At 49.8% G+C, this 22,357-nt stretch carries 17 protein-coding genes and 1 riboswitch; of the genes, 3 read left to right on the top strand and 14 right to left on the bottom strand.

Features of this window, described 5'->3' with window-relative positions; genetic code table 11:
* Nucleotides 1-225 precede the first annotated feature (225 nt).
* The 9 genes from ICC18_RS05380 to ICC18_RS33580 form a co-directional block, all read right to left on the bottom strand.
* Nucleotides 226-1,386 carry a Ger(x)C family spore germination protein gene (locus tag ICC18_RS05380; protein WP_188173360.1) on the bottom strand — a complete coding sequence of 387 codons (1,161 nt, stop codon included), beginning with the start codon at nucleotides 1,384-1,386 and terminating at the stop codon, nucleotides 226-228.
* Nucleotides 1,383-2,840: a spore germination protein gene (locus tag ICC18_RS05375; RefSeq protein ID WP_188173359.1), complete on the bottom strand. Its 1,458-nt coding sequence runs from the start codon at nucleotides 2,838-2,840 to the stop codon at nucleotides 1,383-1,385. Before ICC18_RS05375 ends, ICC18_RS05380 begins: the two co-directional genes overlap by 4 nt.
* On the bottom strand, nucleotides 2,841-3,932 hold the full coding sequence (locus ICC18_RS05370) for an endospore germination permease (RefSeq protein WP_188173358.1): 1,092 nt from the start codon (nucleotides 3,930-3,932) through the stop codon (nucleotides 2,841-2,843). It lies immediately after the preceding gene.
* A 333-nt stretch (nucleotides 3,933-4,265) separates the two neighbouring features.
* The gene (gene helD / locus ICC18_RS05365; protein WP_188173357.1) at nucleotides 4,266-6,578 is read right to left on the bottom strand and encodes an RNA polymerase recycling motor HelD; all 2,313 of its coding nucleotides are present in this window, start codon (nucleotides 6,576-6,578) and stop codon (nucleotides 4,266-4,268) included.
* Between the two features lie 40 nt (nucleotides 6,579-6,618).
* On the bottom strand, nucleotides 6,619-7,590 hold the full coding sequence (locus ICC18_RS05360) for an ABC transporter ATP-binding protein (RefSeq protein ID WP_188173356.1): 972 nt from the start codon (nucleotides 7,588-7,590) through the stop codon (nucleotides 6,619-6,621).
* Between the two features lie 40 nt (nucleotides 7,591-7,630).
* The gene (locus tag ICC18_RS05355; protein WP_188173355.1) at nucleotides 7,631-8,422 is read right to left on the bottom strand and encodes an ABC transporter permease; all 792 of its coding nucleotides are present in this window, start codon (nucleotides 8,420-8,422) and stop codon (nucleotides 7,631-7,633) included.
* Nucleotides 8,419-9,195: an ABC transporter permease gene (locus ICC18_RS05350; protein WP_188173354.1), complete on the bottom strand. Its 777-nt coding sequence runs from the start codon at nucleotides 9,193-9,195 to the stop codon at nucleotides 8,419-8,421. Before ICC18_RS05350 ends, ICC18_RS05355 begins: the two co-directional genes overlap by 4 nt.
* A gap of 511 nt (nucleotides 9,196-9,706) precedes the next feature.
* Nucleotides 9,707-11,707 carry an LTA synthase family protein gene (locus ICC18_RS05345; RefSeq protein ID WP_188173353.1) on the bottom strand — a complete coding sequence of 667 codons (2,001 nt, stop codon included), beginning with the start codon at nucleotides 11,705-11,707 and terminating at the stop codon, nucleotides 9,707-9,709.
* Between the two features lie 207 nt (nucleotides 11,708-11,914).
* Entirely contained in the window at nucleotides 11,915-12,235 is a 321-nt protein-coding gene (locus tag ICC18_RS33580; RefSeq protein ID WP_188173352.1) for a c-type cytochrome, read from the bottom strand.
* Between the two features lie 198 nt (nucleotides 12,236-12,433).
* A riboswitch (cyclic di-GMP riboswitch) is annotated at nucleotides 12,434-12,523 on the top strand.
* 195 nt (nucleotides 12,524-12,718) lie between these two features.
* On the opposite strand from ICC18_RS33580, the gene ICC18_RS05335 reads away from it, so the two are divergent.
* Entirely contained in the window at nucleotides 12,719-14,998 is a 2,280-nt protein-coding gene (locus tag ICC18_RS05335; protein ID WP_376745608.1) for a pectate lyase family protein, read from the top strand.
* Nucleotides 14,999-15,360: 362 nt separating this feature from the next.
* Here the strand turns inward: ICC18_RS05335 and arfA are convergent, their stop codons facing one another.
* Complete coding sequence (arfA, locus tag ICC18_RS05330) at nucleotides 15,361-16,875, bottom strand: arabinosylfuranosidase ArfA (protein WP_188173351.1); 1,515 nt, start codon at nucleotides 16,873-16,875, stop codon at nucleotides 15,361-15,363.
* A 170-nt stretch (nucleotides 16,876-17,045) separates the two neighbouring features.
* On the opposite strand from arfA, the gene ICC18_RS05325 reads away from it, so the two are divergent.
* Nucleotides 17,046-17,951, top strand: coding sequence for an ArsR/SmtB family transcription factor (locus ICC18_RS05325; RefSeq protein ID WP_188173350.1), 906 nt, complete (start codon nucleotides 17,046-17,048; stop codon nucleotides 17,949-17,951).
* A gap of 164 nt (nucleotides 17,952-18,115) precedes the next feature.
* Here the strand turns inward: ICC18_RS05325 and ICC18_RS05320 are convergent, their stop codons facing one another.
* From ICC18_RS05320 to ICC18_RS05305, 4 genes are read right to left on the bottom strand one after another with little or no spacing between them, the layout of a single operon-like run.
* A complete protein-coding gene (locus ICC18_RS05320; protein ID WP_188173349.1) occupies nucleotides 18,116-19,024 on the bottom strand; it encodes a pectinesterase family protein in 909 nt (302 codons plus the stop codon).
* A gap of 34 nt (nucleotides 19,025-19,058) precedes the next feature.
* Nucleotides 19,059-20,177, bottom strand: a complete 1,119-nt coding sequence (locus tag ICC18_RS05315; protein ID WP_188173348.1) for a glycoside hydrolase family 88/105 protein — start codon at nucleotides 20,175-20,177, stop codon at nucleotides 19,059-19,061.
* Between the two features lie 15 nt (nucleotides 20,178-20,192).
* Nucleotides 20,193-20,765, bottom strand: coding sequence for a DJ-1/PfpI family protein (locus tag ICC18_RS05310; RefSeq protein WP_188173347.1), 573 nt, complete (start codon nucleotides 20,763-20,765; stop codon nucleotides 20,193-20,195).
* A gap of 8 nt (nucleotides 20,766-20,773) precedes the next feature.
* Entirely contained in the window at nucleotides 20,774-21,421 is a 648-nt protein-coding gene (locus ICC18_RS05305) for a rhamnogalacturonan acetylesterase (RefSeq protein WP_223192403.1), read from the bottom strand.
* A gap of 78 nt (nucleotides 21,422-21,499) precedes the next feature.
* Here ICC18_RS05305 and ICC18_RS05300 point away from each other — a divergent pair, with 78 nt between their 5' ends.
* Complete coding sequence (locus ICC18_RS05300; protein WP_188173345.1) at nucleotides 21,500-22,348, top strand: AraC family transcriptional regulator; 849 nt, start codon at nucleotides 21,500-21,502, stop codon at nucleotides 22,346-22,348.
* Nucleotides 22,349-22,357 lie beyond the last annotated feature (9 nt).

The raw sequence follows: 22,357 nt of genomic DNA, 5'->3' as shown, positions 1-22,357 counted from the left end.
GTTCTAAACCGCGCCTAAAACAATTCTTAAATATTTATAAAATGGATGAATGAAAAAAGCGGTTAAATAAAACAAAACACCCTCGATTGAGAGTGCTTGTATGATATAATGTTCGGGATGTTCGTTCTCGCGCTTCTAACATATCTGAAAAGAAAATAACCCCGCCCAGGTTAGCGCCAAAAGGTACTATGGATCATTTAGACGCCAAGGTTCAACCGCCAAAGTTCAATACTCCTTATGCTTCTTGTGCATCTCAAACATGCCGGAATGCTCAATATCGACATCGATCTTCACATTGTTAATCTGAACTGCCTTCAAAGGCTTGGCCCCATTGCCGGTAAGCCTGGACCAATCGGCAAAAGATTTCCTGTATACGATATGTTCCAACTGGTATAGATCAACGTCATGCTCCATCCCGATCTCAAACGTTTGCTTGATTTGTTCGGCGATTTCTTTTTCAACCTGCTTTTTTAGCGTTTCGTCGTCCATTTCAATTAAAAATTCAGTAACGGTCACTTTACATTTCATACGAATATCGAAGCCAACTTTATCGTCCCGGACAAGCGGGATTACGTTTACCTCTGGCTTGTGGATAGATACGGACCCTGCTCGCTTGCCGTTAACGAACACTACGAGCGGCGTACGGCTCGTCTTTTCCTGCAGCCACCGCAAGCCCTTCAATTGATCATCCGGGAACCATTCCAGCTCATCCTCATCATTCAATGCATGTACGCCGCTGACTTCCAGTTTAGGATCCGGTTTATTATTCTTCTTCCATATTTCATTTGATATTGCTAAGGAGGGCAGCATCAGCCTGTTTCCGGGTTCCCTCAAATTCGCAATCACTTTATATAATCGAACGGGCTTGATAAAAGAGAATTGCCGGTAATTCTCCTCGGGGTGAGAAAGTATAGAGGCCAATGGGGACAAATTGAAAAAAGGCGTTACAGTAAATAAGCGATCAATGGGCTCCTTTGTGCTGTAAACCCACTGAGTAAACCTTGTTTCATTGTACCTTGTAATGCCATCTACAAATCTCCCTACGCCATGACGCAATGCCTCATCCTTAAATACAAACGCGGAAACATGTCCCCAAAATACTTGCTGCTGAGAAGTCTTGTACAATTTATTAAAAGCCTCGCTAACGGTCTCCCCCTCTACTTGTCCCACCCATACCGATGCAGGTCCGCTTGATTTACCGCCCTCCTGCTTAGCCACACTCGAAAAGTCCAGCATTTGGCTATATACTTGGAAACGACCGTTCTGATAATCAAAGCCTATGGCTGTAATATAGTTCATATCCTGAATCGTCTTCATATCCCAGCATGCCGTCTGGCTGATCAACAAAATAAAGCAAATGCCAATTGAGCAGAATCTGCGTTTCATGAGGGCTCTTCTCCTGGACCTTGACGCGTAGCGTCATTAGGATTCAAAGTGCCAGGTCTTCGCTTCAACTTACTCCAAGGCTTGGCTAACAGAGAAGCGGTCATTTCTTTGAATTGCGGCGGCGATACAGGAGACAAGTACGGGACTCCGAATGACTCCAGCGTGGCCAAATATAGGATTACGCCCATAAGCGCCAGCATGAAACCGAATATGCCGAACGTCGCAGAGATTATTAAAATCAGCGTACGCAGCACGGTTACGGTTCCGGACAAAGATTGATTCACGAGCGTATACATCGAAATGGTCGATATCGACGTGACAACCAGCGTTGTGGGACTCGTGATGCCCGCTCGTATGGCCGCGTCCCCGACAATGAGTCCGCCTACGACGGTGACCGTTTGACCGACCACTTTTGGCAGCCGCATGCCCGCTTCACGGAACAACTCGAACAACACGAGCATGATGATAAAATCCATCGGACCCGAGATCGGAAGCCCCAATCTGGATGAAGAAATGGTAGCGACCAGCGGGAATGGAAGCTGCTCAATATTAAAGGCAGAAACCGCGATCCAGAAGCCCGGGAGGAGCGTGGATACGATCAAACCTCCAACCCTCAGGATGCGTTCGAACGCGACATAGTAAAACGGAAAGTGAACGTCCTCCGGAGATTTCAAAATAAACATTAGACTTGCAGGAGCGATCAATGCCATCGGCGATCCATCGATTAGGATGGCGAATCGCCCCCGCAACAAGGAATCAGCGATATAATCAGGTCTCCCCGCATAATCCATAAGCGGAAAGAACGGATATTTCGTGCCCGATACCCTTTCCTCCAATTGGGCGCTGCTGATTAAACCGTCAACGTCGAGAGAGAGCAAGCGCTGCTTGACTTCCATAATCATATCCAAATCAATGATATCGTCCATGTAAAGGAGAGCCACAGAGGTATGACTCCTTTTTCCAATATCCATTTTCTCACAGCAAAGCGAACGCGTCAGCAGACGCTTACGAACGAGTGCAATATTGGTGGTGATATTCTCTGTAAATGCGTCACGTGGACCTTTGATCGATGTTTCCGTACTGGATTCTTCGGGTGAACGATTAGGCGGAGAGGCGATATTTAATGCAAATACGAGTTGAGTCTCTTCAAAAAAGAGAATGACCTGCCCCTGGTAAAGGCTTACCGTCAGCGATTCCATGAGGTTAGGACCTGTAATCTCATCAAGCTGGAGCATCGTACTGACATTCAGTCTTGATGCCTGGAGATTAAGCTCGTCCGTGAGCATGGCATGAAGCTGAGGAAGAATCACATGCTCGAGATGCTCTATTTTGCACATCCCATCACAATACAGCAGTAAAACATTAGGGGTAGGATTTGTGTCCCTAAATCGATACGATTTTATGATGACATCCGCAGATTTAGCAAACCATTCGCGAAAATGCTGTTCATTCATTTATGTCTTCTGCTCCTTTCGCTTCAACGGCAAATACGCCAGGACTAGCAGGACGAGCGGCAAAAGCAAACCAACCACAAATATGAGCGGGTAATACCAAGTTACGATTTGCTTCCTGATCCAATCGTCTTCTATCGGATACATGCCTATGACTAAGAAGAAGATACTCAATCCTATCAGCAGACAGGTTCGCACGCGAGGCTTGCTAACGCCCATTACGTCAAGCATGAGAAATAAAAGCAAGGACATCCGGACACACGCCCCGGAAATCCATTGATAGATGGATAAGAAATCAAGATGGGAAATATATTTGCTGATCGTCACCATCCGCCATTGTTCAAATGCAGGGTATCTCAGATCGGCTGCTTCAAAAGGGCCGAATATGGCAATAGCTCCCGTCAAAGGTCCTATAGTAAGTCCAACAATGCAGATCGACAAAATGAACAGGGAAGACAACCGAATTTTCGAAGAAACATGATGTTGAAGAAACAGGATAGCCATCAACTCAAAGGATGCGCCATTCGTCAGGAGGGCTGATTTGATTGCAGGTTCGTAACCATGTGTAAATAGAGGCATGAGCAAGCTGTAGTCTTTGTACTGGAAATTACTTGTCATAACAAAAAAACCCAGAAGAACGACTGCCGGAAGCAGCAAACCCGACACAATGGCAATAGCCCGAAGACCGGCCAGAGCGGCAAAAAAACAAAAAGTGAGGAAGATGATTGTAATCACCGTTTGCGGTGTACGAGGCAAATAGGAAACATGCGTCCAAATGACAATATCTTTCAAAGTGATCGTGGCATGCAAGACGCTAAGAGCTAGAACAAGGATCAAGACCGGAAATGCGATGAAGTTCCCAAATCGTTGTTTTAGCCAATCGATCATCTTCCGTTGAGCTGATTTTTTGATAATAACGTACAGCAGGATGACCCAGACAACCAATGGAATGATGGAGGCCGCAGCGCCAAGCCAGGAATCTCTTCTGCCAAAATGAAGAAGAACAGGAATTAACAATACATGATTCGTAATGCCGATCGAGAGCGTAAACACAAAATATAATTGCAGAGCAGAGATCTTCTTGATTGCATGCATGCTTCATTCTCCCGCACTGATATTGAACAGAAACTCTTTTAGTTAAGATACCCTGAACTGGAATAATCCATGCAAAAAGTCCACGTTTAACCACAGAAAAACAAAGAGACCGCCCCACTTTATCGTGGATTGCGGTCCCTGGGTTGCAAGAAGAATGGAACTAGAATGTTGCCAAAATGATAACTAACAGAATGTACAGTACCAGAATAACAGCTGTGCTAGTGTATCCAACATGAGACATGGTTATTCCTCCCTTCTGCCCTTCGCAAACTGCTCTTTGTCGTTGCTTGATACATCCTATGACGATCAGGGCAGATGGGTATGGACTTCCGTCTATTTCCTCATGAGAAAAGGTGTAAGTTCACCTAGATAGAACAGATCCAGGTGATGCTGGGCACGGGTGCAAGCCGTGTAAAACAGCTTGCGTTCCCTGGACTCCGCGTAGACGGCAGCCCCTGCGTCGTAGAGGATCACCGCGTCGAACTCGAGCCCCTTGGCGAGGTACGCCGGCATGATCATGACGCCAGCTTCGTAGTGCTGCGTCTGCTTGTGGATGCGCTGCAGGCCCGGCAGCAGCGGCCCGAGAAGAGCGTGCGCGCGCTCCGTCTCGCGCTCGGTCTTGCACAAGATCGCGACGGAGCTGGCTCCGCCGTCGCGACGCTTCTGCACAGCCGCCGCGATAAGGCGGCTGAGTTCGGTCTCGTCCGCCGCGCGCGTCAGGCGCGGCGGCTCGCCGCTGCGGCTGAACGGCTCGATCGGCTCGCCGTGCGGCAGCACCTGACACGCGAATTCGGTAATTTCGCGTGTCGAGCGGTAACTCTTGACGAGACGGATGGTCTTCGTCTCGTCCTCTTTCATCAGCTCGCTGATCGAGGCGTACTCGCCGGGCTGTCCTGCGCCGCCGGAGGTGCCGGCACTCGCGTTTGCGTGCGTAAAAATGCCCTGATTCCAGTCGCCGAGCAGCGTAAAGCGGGCGCGCGGAAACAGCTTTTTCAAGTACGCGTAGTGAAACGGCGAATAGTCTTGCGCTTCGTCGACGACGCAATAGCGGATCGTGCCGATCCGTAGCTGTCCCTCAACCAGGCCCTTCAAATAAACAAGAGGCGTCGCGTCCTCGTAAAGAATCGTGCCTTGGTCCAGCACTTCTACCGTGAAGGCGCGGATCGTCTCCCAGACAGCCGGAAGCTCCTCCCCTGCGCTCTGCGCCAGTTCATGATGAAGCGAGGTATCCGAGAATAGATCGCGGTACATCCCTAGCGCATCGACATAAGCGATGCTGCGGGCACGTTCCTTGAGCGGCTCAATCGCTTTGTGCGCTTTGCTCTTGCTCATCCGCTTCATTTCCGGTTCCGTGCCGATATACTTCGGCTCACGGACCATTTTCCGGTAGAACCTTTTCTCCACATCGGCTTGGATTTCTTCCAGTTGTTCCAAAATCCAATCACTCAGATGCTCCATGCGGTCGCCGATCGGCTGCGTCGACGCTTTGCTGTAGAAACGCTCGCTAAGCTGTTCGGCCGTGATCAGTACCTTTTTGCCGACTGCAAAATCGCTGAAGCGGATACCTCGGGTCTTTAGCTTTTCGCCGTAAGCCTCGATAACTTGTAAGAATGCTGCCGATGCCTTGTACCTTATACCTTGCATGCGAGCCTCATAGGCAGCGTGATCTTGCCCCTGCTCCGTTCCCGCCAGAATGAACTCAAGCTGATCGTAAGGATCTTCAATAGCCAACCCCGTTCCGCTCAGCTTGTGCGCCAGATAATCCTGGAACGTCGTTTGCTGCATATTGGCTTCGCCCAATTCCGGCAGCACGTTCGAGACGTAATCGCTGAACAGGGAGTTCGGTGAAAAGAGAATCATATTTTCGGCGGACAGCCTCGTCCGATATTTGTAGAGCAAATACGCGATGCGCTGAAGCGCGACCGAGGTTTTGCCGCTGCCGGCTGCACCCTGCACGACGAGCACCTTATGCTGATCATCGCGGATGATCTGATTCTGCTCGCGCTGAATCGTCGTGACGATGCTTTGCATTCGCTCATCGGCACTGCGGCTGAGCATCTGCTGCAGCATCTCGTCGCCGATGCTGATACCGGTATCGAACACATCCTGCAGCGCCCCGGCCTTAATGATGTACTGCCGTTTCAGCAGCAGCTCGCCGCTGACGTCCATCTCCGGTGTCCGGTAAGTGGCGGGACCCGGCGGATAATCATAGAAGACGCTGGCAATCGGCGCACGCCAGTCGTAGATGAGAATCTCATCGGTCTTCGGATCGATGAAGGAAGTGAGCCCGATATAGATTTTCTCGGGCTGCTTCTCCCCCTGCTCGATGAAGTCGATCCGGGCAAAATACGGCGAATCGACAACGCGTTGCAGCTTGCGCAGGGCATCCTGTGCGACGCTTAGACTGCGCTTTTGTCCGATCAGGACATGTTCCTGCTGCGCCATGCTGGCCGCAGTCTCGATAATGTCATCGGCATTGTCCGCGTTGACTGAGATGTCGTCCCAGAAGGCGCGGCCGATCGCCGTCAATTCGGATTGCCGTTCATCGGCAATCTCGCCCAGTTCGCCGATTCGCTTCTTGATGCTGGCCCGCACGGCGGCAACGCGCTGCGCTTCTTGCTCGCGTTCTTCTTTTTGAATAGCCATATAGGTGTCTCTCCTCCCGATCCGCTCATGGTTTTGTTATCTATTTATATACCCCGTGGATGACCTCTTCAAACTCCGGTTCTTCCATATGTACATCGTCCATGTCGCCCCAACTGCTGACGACGCGCAGTACATCCATTGCCTTCAGTTCCTGGCGGTTGCAGGCTAAGGTAAGCATATCCGCCTGTTGTTCCACGACGCGAAACGGTAAATCCCAGCTTGCCGGCACTTGATAAGGGCCTCGAAAGGTCACCTTCATCATCGTCGGCAGTCCGATCTTCCCGCGCAGCTCGGCAATCGAGCCGTCGTAGCCGATTTGTCCGTGGTTGATTACGATGACGCGCTCGCACAGCTGCTCGATATCGTCCATATCGTGCGTGGTAAGCAGAATCGTTTTGCCGAAATCCTGATTTAACGCCTTCAAAAAGCCGCGAATGTTCCGCTTGGCGACCACATCGAGCCCAATCGTCGGTTCATCGAGAAACAATATATCCGGATCATGCAGCATAGCCGCAGCCAAATCAGCCCGCATACGCTGCCCAAGTGACAGCTTGCGAACAGGGGTATCCAGGAACTCGCCGAGGTCCAGCAGCTCTGTTAATTCGCCAAGCCTGCGGCGTGCCGAAACTTCATCGACGCGATACATCGCGGCCAGAATTTCATAGGAATCTTTGACCGGCAAATCCCACCAGAGCTGGCTCCGCTGGCCGAATACGACACCTAGGTGCTGAACGACACGCCTTCGGTGTTTTTGCGGGCTGAGCCCGTGTATGAGCACTTCGCCTGAAGTCGGATGCAGGATTCCGGTCAGCATTTTGATCGTTGTCGATTTGCCTGCGCCATTAGGTCCAATATACCCGACAAATTCGCCCGGTTCAATCGTGAAGCTGACATCGTGCACCGCTTCTTTCTCTTTGTAGGCTCTGGATAGCAAGGTGCGGATACCGGCAAATTTCCCTTCTTGGACAAGCGGGGTTTGAAACGTTTTGCGTAAATGATTGACGGTTATCATATCGTAGTGAGCACTCCTTCCTATTCTTAGCTATATCCGATCAGCTTCCTGTACTTTGATAGCGGGACAAGCCTAGCTTCCAGAAGCGCATGGCGAGCAGTAAAGAGACTGCGGCAACGGCTATCGTCCCGAGAAGCATCCCGATGCCCCCCTGATCACGAAGCAGATATAAGGTGGGTACGTAGTTTACAAAACCAACGGGAATGAGTACGAGCAGCGCACCCTGCAGCCACCTGGGATAAAGGGACAGCGGATATCGTGCCGCCGTTTGCGAGGCGTCTTCGGTCATGTTTTGCAGCGATTCGATTCGGGTCAGCCAGAAGCCCGCAGCGGCAGTCGCCAGGCCGATGGCGAATAAGATGACGGTTCCCGTCGCAATAATCAGCAGTGTAAACGGAACGGCAGACCAATCGAGCCTCCCATCTGCCATCAAGGCTCTCATTGAAAAGACCAGCAGAAGGATGCCCTGCGCCATTTCGGCAATTAAAATGCGGTTGTTTTGCGTCATCAGCGCAAGCAGCACCGGTATCGGCCGCGTCAAAAGCGGATCGAGGTCGCCGGATACGAGATATTTTTCCAGGTGATGCACATCCGAGGCAAAAGAGCGATAAATCGCTCTGGACATCATCATAACGCCATACAGGTAACATACTTCGTACAGGCTCCAGCCTTTGATGTTGCCGAACCGCATGAGCACGAGCGCCACCATCAAAAACTCCGAAACATGTACCATCGCCGCCATCACAGTCGAGAATAGAAAGTTGAATTTATATTGCATCCGGCTTCGCAAACTGGCCTTGATGAGCAGCATATACAGCTTCAGCATGGTCATCCTCCCTGCACCTCCAGCTTTTTACGTACCCCATGCGTCACTGCCAGGCAGACACAAGTAAACCCGATGCACCAAATAAGGGCGCCGAGCACAACCGTTCCATGTTCAAGCTGCATGTAGATCCGAGTGGGATAATAGAGCAAATACGGGTAAGGCGACCAAAAACTAATCGTCCGCAGCCAGTCGGGCAACCACTCCAAAGGGATAAAAAAACCGGATAACAGCATGCTCAACGCATAATTCACCCAGTAGAACCATCGGGATTCAGTTGTCCATAAGGCGGCGACGCCAATTAAATAGTTCGTGCAAATAGAAATGTAGGCAGCAAGTACGAGCGCTGCCGCTGTCCAGCCATAAACGGATGCTTGATGCGGGAGCTGTAAGGAGAAGATGAAGAAATAGAGGATATAAATCGGCAGAAACTTGTAGATAAAATTGTAGATCACTTGCCCCCACTCCCGGCTCATCGCCTGGTAGAACAAGTGCACCGGCCGCATCAGATCGACCGCAATCTGTCCGGTACGAACCGACTGCTCAAGTCCGAGCCCGTTCGTCGTGAATAACGTGATCCAAAGAATGGCCTGGTTAAAGGCGATGTAGCTCACAATCCCCTTCTGGCCATAATCGCCGAGCGAAGCCTCGCCGCCCAGACCGGTCCAGATGCTCGCATAAATAAAGCCAAACGCCGCGCTTACCGCATTGTGCAGCAAATGCGCACCACGATACTGCAAGTTCCTGGCGTACGCCTTGCGCGCCAAAACTGCAAAAAGCATGTAACACCTCCTGTTTTTTCAGAACATGTTTCACTAGAACATAGATGATCTTCCCAGCCGCTGCGTAGAGAGAGAAATTTATATTACCAAAATTCCCCTGCGGTTGGCAATGGTTTTTTTGCACGATTATATCGCTACTAGAGTCTGGAAAAACATAATTGCATATAAGATACATCTACCAATACAGTTTGGAGTCCGATTTTACAAAATTGCAGAATGGTTTGTGTAAGAGAATGTTCGATGAGCGCATTGTAAGCTGGCAAAATCGTACTCCAGCCGCTAACTCCATTCACCACGTTTTTGCAATTGGGCGAAATCGGACTGCGATAGTGAACTGCAACTACTGCATCTTTTTTCGTCTATGATGTGAGTTCGGCTTGTATGAACTGTAAATTGTACAGGATAAAATACCCGATTTCAGCAAATTATCTGTCGTACGTTATTCTAACAGCAGAAAAACCTTCAATTCCACATTATTGTGGAGCTGAAGGTTTTTTCTATGAGGGTACGGCTAATGAGCACTCGCCGGTTTCGCGTCAGGCGTGCTGCCGCTCTCCATCGCCGACCGCGCGCCGACCTGCGCTCCGAACTCGGCATTGTAGCCGGTCTGCGCCGTCTTCGTCAAGTAGTCGTGGTCGAGATGCGAGGCCATGTACTGCTTGCCGAAGAGCAGGTCATACTGTACATTGCGGTAGTCCTCAATGAGCGCTTTAACCGAATCCGGCGCCTCGGCATGAAGTCCTTGGTCGCTGTCCACGACCAGGTTATTCAGGAGGCCGGGCACTTCAGAGGCTAACTTTGCGTTCAGCGCGAAATTAGCCGGCTTCTCCAAATGCAGCATATCCAGCACATGCGCGCCGAGAAAAGAGTCGCTGAGCAGCGGAATTTGCTGCTTGGGCATGTCGAAGTTCGACCACATGACGAGCGGGATGCTGTGCATTTTTTTCACCTCTTCGAGCGTCCACTCGTTCGCTTTGCCGGTATGAACGAAGCCGGACTCGGCATATACCTGGTAATCAAGACCGAGGATCGGCAGATGATCGCCATAGAACACGATCATCGTCGGCTCGTCAGACTTCTCGTAGTGATCGATCAGCATCTGCAAGCTTTGATCCGCATCACGCGCACCTTGCGTATAAGTCTCCAGCATCGACTTCGCTTCCGGCGTCAAGTTGCCTTGCACTTGTATCGAGTTTTGACCGTAGCGCGGTGTATCGTACGGTCCGTGATTTTGCATCGTCACGGTATAAATGAACATTGGATTCGCCGTGTTATCCACTTCTCGAATGATGTCTTTGGATACTTCCGCATCCGAGATAAAAAAGCCTTTGACCTCTGGATTTTCGAAATTTTCACTGCTCTTGAAGCTCTCAAAACCGAGCTGTTTATACACATTATCACGGTCCCAGAACCATCCCTCATAAGAGTGGATGCCCATGCTTTTATAACCCAGATCGGCAAAATAACTCGCCAAACTCGGAACGGGCTTGCTTACATATTGCTGGTACGGAATCGAACCGCCGGGCAGGAAACTCATGGAATTGCCGGTCAACACCTCGAATTCCACATTGCTCGTACCGCCGCCGAATTGGGGCGACAGCAGGTAGCCGGACGTTGACTCCTTTTGCAAACGATGAACGGTCGGAAGCGGATCCTCGCTAAATGACACATTCGGCAGCAAGGTCGGATCCCAAAACGCCTCACTCATAATGAAAATGACGTTCGGCTTTTTCCCGTTCAGGGGGTCTGAGCCCTTAGCCTGTTTAAGCCCTTCTTCTTTTATATCAGCAGCTACCGCCGCGATCGATTCATTGCTATAGGTGGCCGGCTTTTGAACGATGGAATTTTTGACATTCAACGTAAACGCCAGCGCTATTCCATTATTCGTGTAGTTCTCCTGTTGATTCCAGACGATCTCGCTCACTCCGGCGCGGTCTAGAATTTTACCGGCCAGCGGCGTTTTAACGCCAAATGCGTACAATGCGTATAGAGCGCAAAGCCCCATAACGGCGCGCCAAACAACCGGCATTTTCATGCGCGGCATCACCCATCTCAACATCAGCACCAGAATGACAGCCGCGGCGATTGATCCAATTCGGACCAACGCAGCTTTACCGGTAACCAGCGAAGCAATATCCATGCTTTCTTTATTCAGCAATATGTCCCACGGAAAGAAGGGCTCCCCGATCATTTTCACCTTCAAATAACTGATCAGCGCCATAACGCCAAGCACTAAGGTCGATATGGCTCCTGCTATGGCTGGAGATCCCACGATCGCGTATATGAAAACTAGTAAACAAAACGATAACCCAACGTTTAAAATGAATAGCGGTTTATAGGATAAACTCCAATGTAAAGTATCTTGCAAGGATCCTCGTTCGAGAAATTCCACTCCAATTACCGACAAAATCGGTAAGCAAACTAGGAAAAACAAACAGACGAGCATCGCTCCCGGACGGTTCGATCTCGTCTTGGCGTGCAGACGGCTCCGGGGCTTCAAGTTCAAGTGCATGTTCATCACTCTCCTCTGGCCCCTCATTATAAAGATCAATTGTGAAGAAATTGTGTAGGCAACCTGAAAATGAGATAAACCTTTATCGAAGCCTTTCGAAGATGAGCGACCGCGTTCAGCGGTAGGTTTATTCGCCAATCAGAAAGTATTCACCGCGCTTTAGCGCTTTAGTGAATTATCTTTCTGATGTGGTGAGATGAGTTTTCATTATTTCAGTCCAGCCAACCAGGCTGATAAGGCCTTTAACTCTTCTTCCTTTAACGATACTTGGAAGGGCGGCATACCGCCTCCGCCTTTTTGGATACGCTTCATGATCTCCTCTTCGGAGAGGCGTTCCCCGACTTTTTGGAGGTTTGGCCCCTCCCCGCCTTGCAAATTGCCGCCATGACAGGAGATGCAAAAATTTTTATAGACTGTCGGGCCGTCCGCCTTCACGGCTGCCGGCTCAGCTTGATTGCCTTTGTCGTTGCTTCCGCAGGCGGACAAGCTAAGAGCCAGCATAACCACACCAAGCAGCTTGTATTTCATACGCTGTAAACCCCTTTTTAGCAAGTATTTCCTTCATCATACCAGAGCATAGCCTGCCCATTCCAGCCTTCATCAAAGCGAAAGTCTCGATCGGACATTTATGGAAAATATGCAATAAGTACTATCAACAAATACTCTATTAGACTTGTATAATGATATTGTTACATTTTTCGCCATAAATCAATTATCATTAACAAATCTCGACAAAGGCAAACCTGGCGAAAGCCAGTGACGCAAAGCTAGAGGGGCTTCTGTGGCGAAAGCCGTATATGCCAGCCAGTTACCGAAAGACGGGGACACCATGAGAACCTTACCTGTCTGCACAGGAAGGTTCTTTTTGTTAGCTGACATGTTGACACGTTAGCCGACAAGATTTTCACGTAATAAAGGTGGTGATCGAGAACTGCCTATAGCAGTAGAAGAACATGCGGTACCGACAGTGGCGCGATCGACAATTACAAAATGAATCGAAGGAGATCACTCATGCAAACAATCAAATCGGGAAGAAGGAACGAAGTCTACACAGCGTTAATTTTGGGTCTTACACTCATTGTTTCGTTATTTTTGATGTACCCCGCTAATGCAGCGACACTGCTGAGCAGCAATTTTGAAGACGGTCAATCAACCGGCTGGACATCAACTAGCGGTACTTGGTCTGTCGTGCAGGATGCAGGCAATTATGTGTATTATCAATCCGGTACTAGTGAGGGCCGTACATCCGCAGGCAATCAATCATGGACCGACTACAGTGTCGAGGCTAAAGTAAAGGTTGATAACTTCAATGGCTCAAACCGCACTTATGTAGCTGGAAGGTACAAAGACGGGAATAACTTCTATGCGGCGTCTTTGTATAACAGCAGCGGGGGAACTTTGGAAATCCGCAAAAAAGTGAGCGGTTCTACAACGACCCTGGCCAGCAAAACGAATTTTGGCCTTGAAGCCGGAACCTGGTACACGATCAAACTCGAAATGAGCGGTTCCTCCATCAAGATGTACGTAAACGACACTTTGCAGCTTTCCGCTACAGATAGCAGTTTAACTTCAGGAGCAGTCGGACTGATTGCATACAAAACCATCGCCAATTTCGATGACATCATCGTATCCGACAGCTCGTCATCCACATCAAGCCCGACACCAACTGCTGAGCCGACTGCAACGCCTTCTGCAGAACCGGCTGCAACGCCTTCTGCTGAGCCAACTGCAACACCAACTGCAGAGTCGACTGCAACGCCATCTGCAGAGCCGACCGCGACACCGACCGCAGAGCCGACTGCAACGCCATCTGCAGAGCCGACCGCGACACCGACCGCAGAGCCGACTGCAACGCCATCTGCAGAGCCGACTGCAACGCCGGCGCCGACGGCAGCACCTGCTGAAACACCGGCTCCTACGCCAACAGCGGAACCAACCCAACCGGCCGCTCCCGGCACTTTGAGCGAGTATAGCTTAACGGGATTTTCAGCAGGGAATACGGGAGGCGGCAGTATAGAGGAGACGGATGCGCGTTACAAGAAGGTTTTCAATGCGACTGACCTTGCAGCCGCTTTAAAGAAAGGCTCCGGCATCAAAGTAATCGAGATTATGAACGATCTCAATCTGGGTTGGAATGAAATTCCGGCGACAGCGCAGGTATCCCCTTTTGCTTCACACAATAGCGCCCTTACCCATCCTGTTCTTAAAACAACGGGAGTCAGTAAAATTAGCATCGACAGCTTCAATGGTCTAACGATATTTTCGACGAACGGCGCAAAGATCAAACATGCGGCCTTAAGCGTGAAATACAGCTCGAACGTAATCATCCGAAATCTCGAATTCGATGAACTATGGGAATGGGATGAAGCGACAAAAGGCAATTATGACAAGAACGATTGGGATTATATCACGGTTGAAGGTGCCAGCCAAAAAGTATGGATCGATCACTGTACCTTTAACAAAGCTTATGATGGCTTACTCGATGTGAAAAAGGGAAGCAATGGCGTCACGGTTTCTTGGTCTACTTTTAAGGGAGATGATCAAAGCGCGAACAGTTGGGTAACCCGGCAAATCGATGCCATGGAAGCCAATCAGTCCGCTTATCCGATGTACGCATATTTGAGAAGCAGCGCCGTCGGTTTGAGCAAGGATGATATTATCGCAATCGCAGCCGGGCAAAAGAAAGGGCATCTTGTCGGCGCAACAGAATTCGCTTCCGACAATGCGAATCTTCAAGTTACTCTTCATCACAACTACTACGAGAATATTCAAGACCGTATGCCTCGTCTCCGAGCAGGCAATGTGCACGCCTACAACATTGTGATGGATAATTCCGGAACACGGGCTGCCAAGAAAAAGCTGACATCGGCAATGGAAAAAGCATTGTCTTCAAAGGGCTACCATTTCGGAGTAACGAGCAATGGAGCAATATCCACCGAAGATGGCGCCGTATTGCTCGAGAAGTCGCAAATTATTGATGTTATCTCTCCAGTGCGCAACAATCAAGCTGATCCGTCAGATGCAAGATATACAGGTAAAATCCAAGCAGTGGATACGATCTATTCCTTGGACGGCAGCACGTTTAGAGGAAGCAGTGATACCGAAGGCAGTCCTCTGGCCCCAGTACCTGCTCCGGTAAAAACTTTCTCATGGAACGGATTCACCTCTTTGCCATACAGCTACACTGCTGATGATCCATCGACCTTGAAAACAAGACTTATAGCATCTAACGGATCGGGAGCCGGAAAACTTAACATGTCCAAGGAAAACTGGCTGCTGACGAGTTATTAATGGAGTTTAAAGTAAGGCGGCTTAAAAAAGAGGGAACCTGCGAAGGTTCATTCATCACAGAAACAACGATTCTATATGATATTTCATATAAAATTGGGCGCTTCGCTTCAATTAGAGCTTTTGTATATGATTTTTCGTATATAACTATGGAAATTATCGTTTGAAGGATAAATCTGTATGATTTTTCGAGTACATAGATTGGGGAACGATAGTTTCGAATTAATCGCTAATTGCTTGAGTGGTTTTTCTTATGGTTAGCAATCAATAATGAAGAATAACAAAGCCTAAAGTAAAAAGAGTTGTACCTGTGCAGTTTGCGCTGCTTGAAGGTACAACTCTTTTTTGTATTTCCTCTGCTTAACTCAATCTGCCAGCTTCAAACGGATTACGTTCCAGGATGCCTTCGCTAAAACTGCTTGCACCTGTCCGCTGCCGGATACGGCGGCGTTGCCGCCTGTATGAGGTTTCACCTGATCCTGCGCATCCAACGTGTTCGCTGCTTTCAAATCGTCATTCTCCAGCACGATATGCTCGATGACGCGGCTGGTGCCGAAGCTGCGAAGATCCAGCTCAAGCGGCAGAGCTTCCTGCAGATGGCGGTTGACCGCGAAGATCGTCACTTCCGAGTTCTGCTCGTTATGAACCGCTACGGCTTCCAAGTACGGCACGTCAGTATAATCTTTGGCGTCATATTTTGGCGATTTAATCAGCGGCACGAGGACGGTTCCTCTTCCGAACACACTTGCATGCATGTAAGGATAGTAGATCGTTTGCTTCCACGCAGCGCCGCCATTCGCCGTCATGATAGGCGCAATCACGTTGACGAGCTGGGCCATGCAGGCCATTTTCACCCGATCCGCGCGTTTGAGCATGGAAATCAGCATACAACCGACCAGCAGAGCGTCTTCATGATTGTAGATGTCTTCCAACTGTGGCGGCGCGACAGTCCATGGCTCGATTTTGCGGTCTGCAGCGTTAGAATGATACCATACATTCCACTCGTCGAAGGAAAGGTTGATCTTCTTTTTGCCGCGCTTCTTGGCTTGCACATAATCGGCGGTCGCAATCACCGTATTGATGAATTTGTCCATGCCAAGGGATTGCGCCAGGAAGTTGGCAGAATCATTATCGCGGTTGCCATAATATTGATGCAGCGATATATAATCCACATGATCGTAAGTATGCTCAAGAATGGTCGATTCCCACTCGGGGAACGTCGGCATACTCAGCGCGGAGCTGCCGCAAGCGACAAGTTCGATGGTCGGATCAACCCATTTCATCACTTTTGCCGTCTCACAGGCAATACGGCCGTACTCAACTGCAGTTTTACTGCCGATTTGCCAAGGTCCGTCCATTTCATTGCCAAGACACCACGTTTTTATATTGTGCGCTTCCTTGTAACCGTGCGAAATCCGCAGATCGCTCCAGTAGCTGCCCGAAGGATGATTCGAGTACTCAACAAGCTCGCGGGCTTGGTCCGGTCCGCGCGTTCCCAGATTCACCGCCATCATCGCCTGCGTATTCGCTTTGCGGCACCAGTCCATGAATTCGTTGAGTCCAAAAAGATTCGGCTCGATCGTGCGCCAAGCCAGCTCAAGGCGTTTTTTGCGCTGCTCCAGCGGTCCTACGCCGTCCTCCCAATTGTATCCGGAAACGAAGTTCCCTCCCGGGTAACGAACGATCGGAACATCCAAACCTTTAACCAGCTCCAGAACATCGGTGCGAAAACCCTGCTCATCGGCCTGCGAATGGCCAGGCTCATAAATACCGCCATATACAGCTCGACCCAAATGCTCGATAAATGAGCCGTATATACGCGGATCCACTTCTCCGATTTGAAAATCTTTGTCCACAATCATGTTCGCTTTCATAGACATTACCATCACCTCGTAGTATAATTAATAAAATTATGAATCAATTAACAATTTAACTATCTACTCAACCCCATTAAACAACATTAAAGCTTGAATTTCAAGCTTTTCATTTCTTCTTTTTTGAATTAATATTTGTGTTAACTAGTCGATGTACCAATAAGGAGCTATGAGAAATGATTCAAACGACAACCGACCGCAAATGGCTGCCGCTTTACGAAGCGTTGGCAAGCGATGTGCGGCTTACGATACTGGAGCTGCTCGCGGAGCAGCCGAGGAATGTGAAAGATTTGGCGGCCATGCTTGGACTGAGCAGCGCCATTGTGACGATGCATGTGAAAAAGCTGGAGAAAGGCGGACTAATCGTGACCGAGTTAGTTCGGAAGCAAGGCGGCACGCATAAAATATGCTCGCTTGCGGTTGCCCGCATCGAGATGCTCCTCCCTCAGCAGGTCGAGCAGCAGCGGATCTTCGACGAGGTATCCATCCCCGTCGGCCATTATACGCGGTTCGAGGTGCATCCGACCTGCGGTCTGGCGACGGCTGAGCACATGATCGGCCAGTTTGACGATCCGCGCTATTTTTTCGAGCCTGAGCGGATGCATGCGCGCATCCTTTGGTTCGGGCGCGGATTCGTAGAATACAGCATCCCGAACTATGTGCTAGCCGGGCAGATGCTCGAGGAGATCGAGATCTCGCTCGAGATCGGCTCGGAGGCGCCGGGCGTTCAGGAGAACTGGCCTTCGGACATTCACTTCTATGTGAATGATACATTGCTCGGCTATTGGACCAGCCCTGGCGACTCTGGGCAGGGACGCGGGCTGCTCACGCCGGCCTGGTGGCCGGACTCCACCAATCAATACGGATGGCTGAAAGTCATCCGCATTACCGAGGAGGGCACCTTCCTTGACGGGCAGCGGCTCTCGGCGGTCACGATCAAGGACATCCGCGTCTCCCGCAACGAGTGGATCCTGCGCTTGGAAGTGCCGGAGCACGCGGCACATGTCGGCGGTTTGACTCTGTATGGCGAAGGCTTCGGCAATTACAACCGTGACATCATTTTCCGCACCTATAAGCGCTAGAAACATAAGTGAAACGTCGATCGATATCGACCGTTTCTTGCGGAAATGGCGACGTCGATAAATGGGGATATTAGGAGCAGACCGCCAATCCAATGCAGAGCGAGAAAGCCTCTAACGAAAACAAAACCGACCTTCCAATTCCATGGAAAGTCGGTTTATTTTCGTCAGCTCCGAACCTGCGGATTCCAGTCATCAGGCCCGGCGAGAACACGCTTCACATCCGGCACCGGTGCTTCCTTTTCAGACAAAACCCTAGCCCATTGCACGCGGGCTTCAGCTCGCGCTCCGGGACCCGTACTGCCGTATTCCGCGTAGCGCGAAGTACTTTCGTTATCCGGATTTCCCCAATTGTCCCAACCGGCCGAATGGATATGCGGACCCATCCAGGTGTTGATAAAGACGGTATGCGCCCATGCTCTCCAAGGCCTGCCCAGATAGACGGACTCTTCCGTCTGTGCGCCGGTCAACCGGCAGTTCAGGAAAACATACCCGATCGCAGTATCTTTCGGCGTCGAAGCGGCTGTGATATAACCTTGCCGCAGGCTGTGAATCTCGCACGATTCGAACAACACCGTTGCCGATCCGAAAATATAGTCAACATGACCCTCTATGTAACAATCCGCAAAGTACTGCCGTCCCCTGCTCGTATAAAGCGTATCCTGATTGCCGAGAAGCCTGACGTTCCGGTACACATGACGGTCCCCTGACGTATATAGCGCAACAGCCTGCCCGATCGCCGGACCGAAACCGGCTGTGTTCTGCACCGTCAGATTTTCCATGCGAAAATCATCTGCCTCCACTTTCAAAACAGCCGTTCCGAATGTTCCAAGCTTCTTTCCGTCAGACCCGACCATTTCGGCATAGTCACTGAAGGCAAGAACTGTCCCTTCGCGGCTCTCTCCGATTAGGGAAATATCCGGTTTATTGTCGGGAACGATTATTTTCTCTCGGTAGGTACCATTTTTAATATAAATCGTGACAGGCTCCAGCGGAAGTACTCGAACGGCGTCAATGGCATCCTGAACGCTCGTAAAATCTCCGCTGCCATCTTGTGAAACGGTTATACGTCTCATGGATACCTTATCTCCTCTCGAAGGTAGCCCGTCCTTATGCCGTGGTCAGTTTCTCGATTTCCATGCTTGCGAGCAGGAACGGCGCCATCCCCATTAAAATATCCTCTTGAACGGCTTCGCCAATATAATATTCGTAGGAACCATCCCGATACGGAGTACCCCCAAGTCCGGCTCCATGGCAAATGCCTTTCAGGTGAACGCCATCCCGGTCTTCTTCGATCAGATGCCGCAGGATGCCTTCATAGCCTCTAACCGCAACAGCCTTAAACCGTTCTGAAAGATAGCCTAGCCGCACCCCTTTGGCTAATGCGTACACAAACATGCACGATCCGGATGCTTCCGGATAGTTGCCAACACGACCCGCCATGTTGAGCAGCTGATGCCAGACTCCCTTTTCTGCATCCTGCACCCGCTCCAGCGCATGGCACATTCTCTCGAAGATGCCTGCAATCGTCCCCCGCTGCGGATGATCAACCGGAAAATGCTCCAAAGCGTCCACAATCGCCATCGCATACCAGCCCATGCCCCTGCTCCAGAAGTGCCTGGACTTCCCTGTCACAGCATCGCACCAAAGCTGCTCGCCGCTCTCATCCCAACCATGGTGCAGCAGCCCGGTCGCTTTGTCGCGGGTATGCCTCTCTACCAAAAGAAGCTGTCTTGCCGCTTCATCAAACAACGCAGGCACCTGAAATGTCTTGGCGTATTCAGCAACAAAAGGCGTTGCCATATATAAACCATCCAGCCACATCTGGAACGGATAAATCTTCTTATGCCAGAAGCCGCCCTCGCTCGTACGGGGCTGCCCTTTCACTTGCGTAATCAGCAGGTCAGCCGACTTCGCATACTTGGTATCGCCCGTTTCCTTCCACAAAGCGAACAGCAGTTTCCCCTGATTAATCTGGTCGAGATTGTACTCTTCCACTGTATACGTGCGGATCGAACCATCTTCCCCGATGAACAGGTCCATATGACGCTTTGCGAAGTCCGTATACGTCCTGTCGCCCGTCCATTCGCCCAACCATTGAAAAGCCTTTAACGTCATACCGGGCACATAAGCCCAGCGCTCATTGAGCTCAGGATGGTAACCGTCAACCCCCTCTTTCTTCATGATGGTCTGCGCCATTTTAACCGACCATAATTCTGCTTGTTTCATTCTGCTGTCCACTCCTTATCTATCCATAATTTCTTGAAATAATAAGTCTCTTTCTTGATACTTACCTTGATAAATATTTAAATAATCAAAAATTTCAAAAGAAAAATCAACAAATGCACGACCACGGGCGGTAATTACATGTCCATCTCTAACTACACGCTGATCTAAATAATTCTCGCGAGGGAAAGGATCTTTTACTCCTAATTTACTGATTCTTTCTGACGTGCATGAAGTGGTGAATTTCCTTTTATTTAAAATGCCGGCTCGTCCTAAATATTGTGGACCATTACATACTGCAGCTATCATCTTCTCTTCTTGATCAAGCTTAATGATGAGCTCGGTTAATTCTTTATGTTGGTTTCGTATCGGTCCGCCAGGTATAATGAGTCCTTCAATATCATCCAGTTCCATTGCTTCTTTAACCGTCAAATTAGGTTTATAGTGCAGTCCCGATTCACTAACTACAGATTCATAACAATATCCCATTGACAGTATTTCTCTTTTCCCGACAATCTTAATTTTATGGAAAGCCAAAGTAACCTCAAAATCAGCAAATTCTTCAGAAATAAAACAAATGATCTTCCCCACTGTCTTCTTCACCACCCCATTTCATGGAGCTTATCGACGATAAGCTTAGCGATTTCCCTTGCGCCATGTTCGGAAAAATGGGTGTCATCCTGGACGCCGTCCGGGTAGTTCGGATGCTCACCCGGATCAAGCCACAAGAAAAGCTTTTTGGAGGCCTCAGGCCCTAGTTGCTCCAACAATTCTTTGCTCAGAGCCGCCAAATCGATTAATGGCACTCCGCGCTCGGCAGCCAGCTGCTTCATCGCCTCCGGGTACTGTCCGTGTGTATCTTGCAGCTTGCCATTCTCGCCGAATTTTCTGCGCTGTACAGGAGTGATCAGAATCGGATAAGCCTGCTTGCTTTTTGCCGTCTCAATATATTGATTCAAATAGAATTGGTACGTACCGAATGGCTCTGTGTGTCTGACCTCGTCATCCTTCTCATCGTTGTGTCCGAACTGGATCAGCAGAAAATCGCCTGCCCCAATCGCTTCTTCGATCGGCGCCAGCCTGCCTTCATCAATGAAGCTCTTGGAACTTCGGCCGGAAGCCGCAGCGTTCCGCACCTCCGCTTTTCCATTCAGGAGGCTTCCCAGCATCTGACCCCAACCTGCCCGGGGTGCCGTAGCAGCATCGTACTCGGACATCGTTGAATCTCCGGCCAAAAATATGTTCATGATTGCCAATTCATAACCTCCATCCATCAAAATATGCTACAATTTGCACATACGCTTCCTGCAAAGAGAGGGAATTGCATGAACAACAGGGCCGAGCCGAAAGAGCCGAAATATCATATTGAGGAATCCTTTTCCATTCAGCAGCTTCAACATAAAGGATACTCCGCCATGCTGCGTCCTCATCTTCATCCGTTCTATGAGCTGTACTACTTGCTGGACGGAGAGCGGGTTTATTTTATGAACGGCAAGGTGTATACCGCCAAAAAAGGAGACATGGTCGTCGTCGTTCCGAACGAGCTTCATTCCACTGCCAGCTCCGATATCGAGAAGTTCGAGCGGGTGCTTATTGAGTTCACGCATGACTTTGTCCGTCAAACGGACCCTCCGGTTCTTGAGCTGCCGCCTTTTCAGGAGTCTGCCCTCATTCGTTTTTCGATGAAGGAACAGCCGGTCATTGAGTATCTGCTTCAACAAATGCTGAATGAATGCAGAGATCAGCCAGAACTATACGTGAGCTGCGTACGGCAGCTGTTAACCGAGCTTTTGATCCGGATTCATCGCGCCGGCGGAACAAGCAACCAGGCACTTAGCAGCGAACATCCGATGCACCAGAAAATATCCGAGATCGCCACTTTTATCAATATGCATTTCAATGAGCCCATCACTTTAGAAATGCTGGCGAAGCAATTTTATATAAGTCCGTCGTATTTAAGCCGGATATTTCTCAAGCTGACCGGCTTTCATTGCAGCGAATATATTCGATATGTTCGCATCCGGGAAGCGCAGAAGCTGCTTCATACAACCCGGGCTAAAGTGCAGGCGATTGCCGAACAGGTCGGCTTTGAGCATATCTCGCATTTTAATAAAACATTTAAAGCGATTACCGGCTTGTCGCCGCTCCGTTACCGTGAACGAATGAAAGGATAGCGGGCAGCG

Source organism: Paenibacillus sedimenti (genome assembly GCF_014534655.1).
Taxonomy (GTDB): Bacteria; Bacillota; Bacilli; order Paenibacillales; family NBRC-103111; genus Paenibacillus_E; species Paenibacillus_E sedimenti.
Note: the sequence above shows the minus strand (reverse complement) of the source record. Positions and strands in the feature narration are given on the sequence as shown.

Excerpts from the sequence above, each read along its gene's own strand:
- arfA (WP_188173351.1), bottom strand. The coding sequence starts at position 16,875 with ATGTCTATGAAAGCGAACATGATTGTGGACAAAGATTTTCAAATCGGA.
- ICC18_RS05345 (WP_188173353.1), bottom strand. The coding sequence starts at position 11,707 with ATGCACTTGAACTTGAAGCCCCGGAGCCGTCTGCACGCCAAGACGAGA.
- ICC18_RS05300 (WP_188173345.1), top strand. The coding sequence starts at position 21,500 with ATGAACAACAGGGCCGAGCCGAAAGAGCCGAAATATCATATTGAGGAA.
- ICC18_RS05335 (WP_376745608.1), top strand. The coding sequence starts at position 12,719 with ATGCAAACAATCAAATCGGGAAGAAGGAACGAAGTCTACACAGCGTTA.
- ICC18_RS05375 (WP_188173359.1), bottom strand. The coding sequence starts at position 2,840 with ATGAATGAACAGCATTTTCGCGAATGGTTTGCTAAATCTGCGGATGTC.
- ICC18_RS05355 (WP_188173355.1), bottom strand. The coding sequence starts at position 8,422 with ATGACCATGCTGAAGCTGTATATGCTGCTCATCAAGGCCAGTTTGCGA.
- ICC18_RS05325 (WP_188173350.1), top strand. The coding sequence starts at position 17,046 with ATGATTCAAACGACAACCGACCGCAAATGGCTGCCGCTTTACGAAGCG.
- ICC18_RS05370 (WP_188173358.1), bottom strand. The coding sequence starts at position 3,932 with ATGCATGCAATCAAGAAGATCTCTGCTCTGCAATTATATTTTGTGTTT.
- ICC18_RS05305 (WP_223192403.1), bottom strand. The coding sequence starts at position 21,421 with ATGAACATATTTTTGGCCGGAGATTCAACGATGTCCGAGTACGATGCT.
- helD (WP_188173357.1), bottom strand. The coding sequence starts at position 6,578 with ATGGCTATTCAAAAAGAAGAACGCGAGCAAGAAGCGCAGCGCGTTGCC.
- ICC18_RS05315 (WP_188173348.1), bottom strand. The coding sequence starts at position 20,177 with ATGAAACAAGCAGAATTATGGTCGGTTAAAATGGCGCAGACCATCATG.
- ICC18_RS05320 (WP_188173349.1), bottom strand. The coding sequence starts at position 19,024 with ATGAGACGTATAACCGTTTCACAAGATGGCAGCGGAGATTTTACGAGC.
- ICC18_RS05350 (WP_188173354.1), bottom strand. The coding sequence starts at position 9,195 with ATGCTTTTTGCAGTTTTGGCGCGCAAGGCGTACGCCAGGAACTTGCAG.
- ICC18_RS05360 (WP_188173356.1), bottom strand. The coding sequence starts at position 7,590 with ATGATAACCGTCAATCATTTACGCAAAACGTTTCAAACCCCGCTTGTC.
- ICC18_RS05380 (WP_188173360.1), bottom strand. The coding sequence starts at position 1,386 with ATGAAACGCAGATTCTGCTCAATTGGCATTTGCTTTATTTTGTTGATC.
- ICC18_RS33580 (WP_188173352.1), bottom strand. The coding sequence starts at position 12,235 with ATGAAATACAAGCTGCTTGGTGTGGTTATGCTGGCTCTTAGCTTGTCC.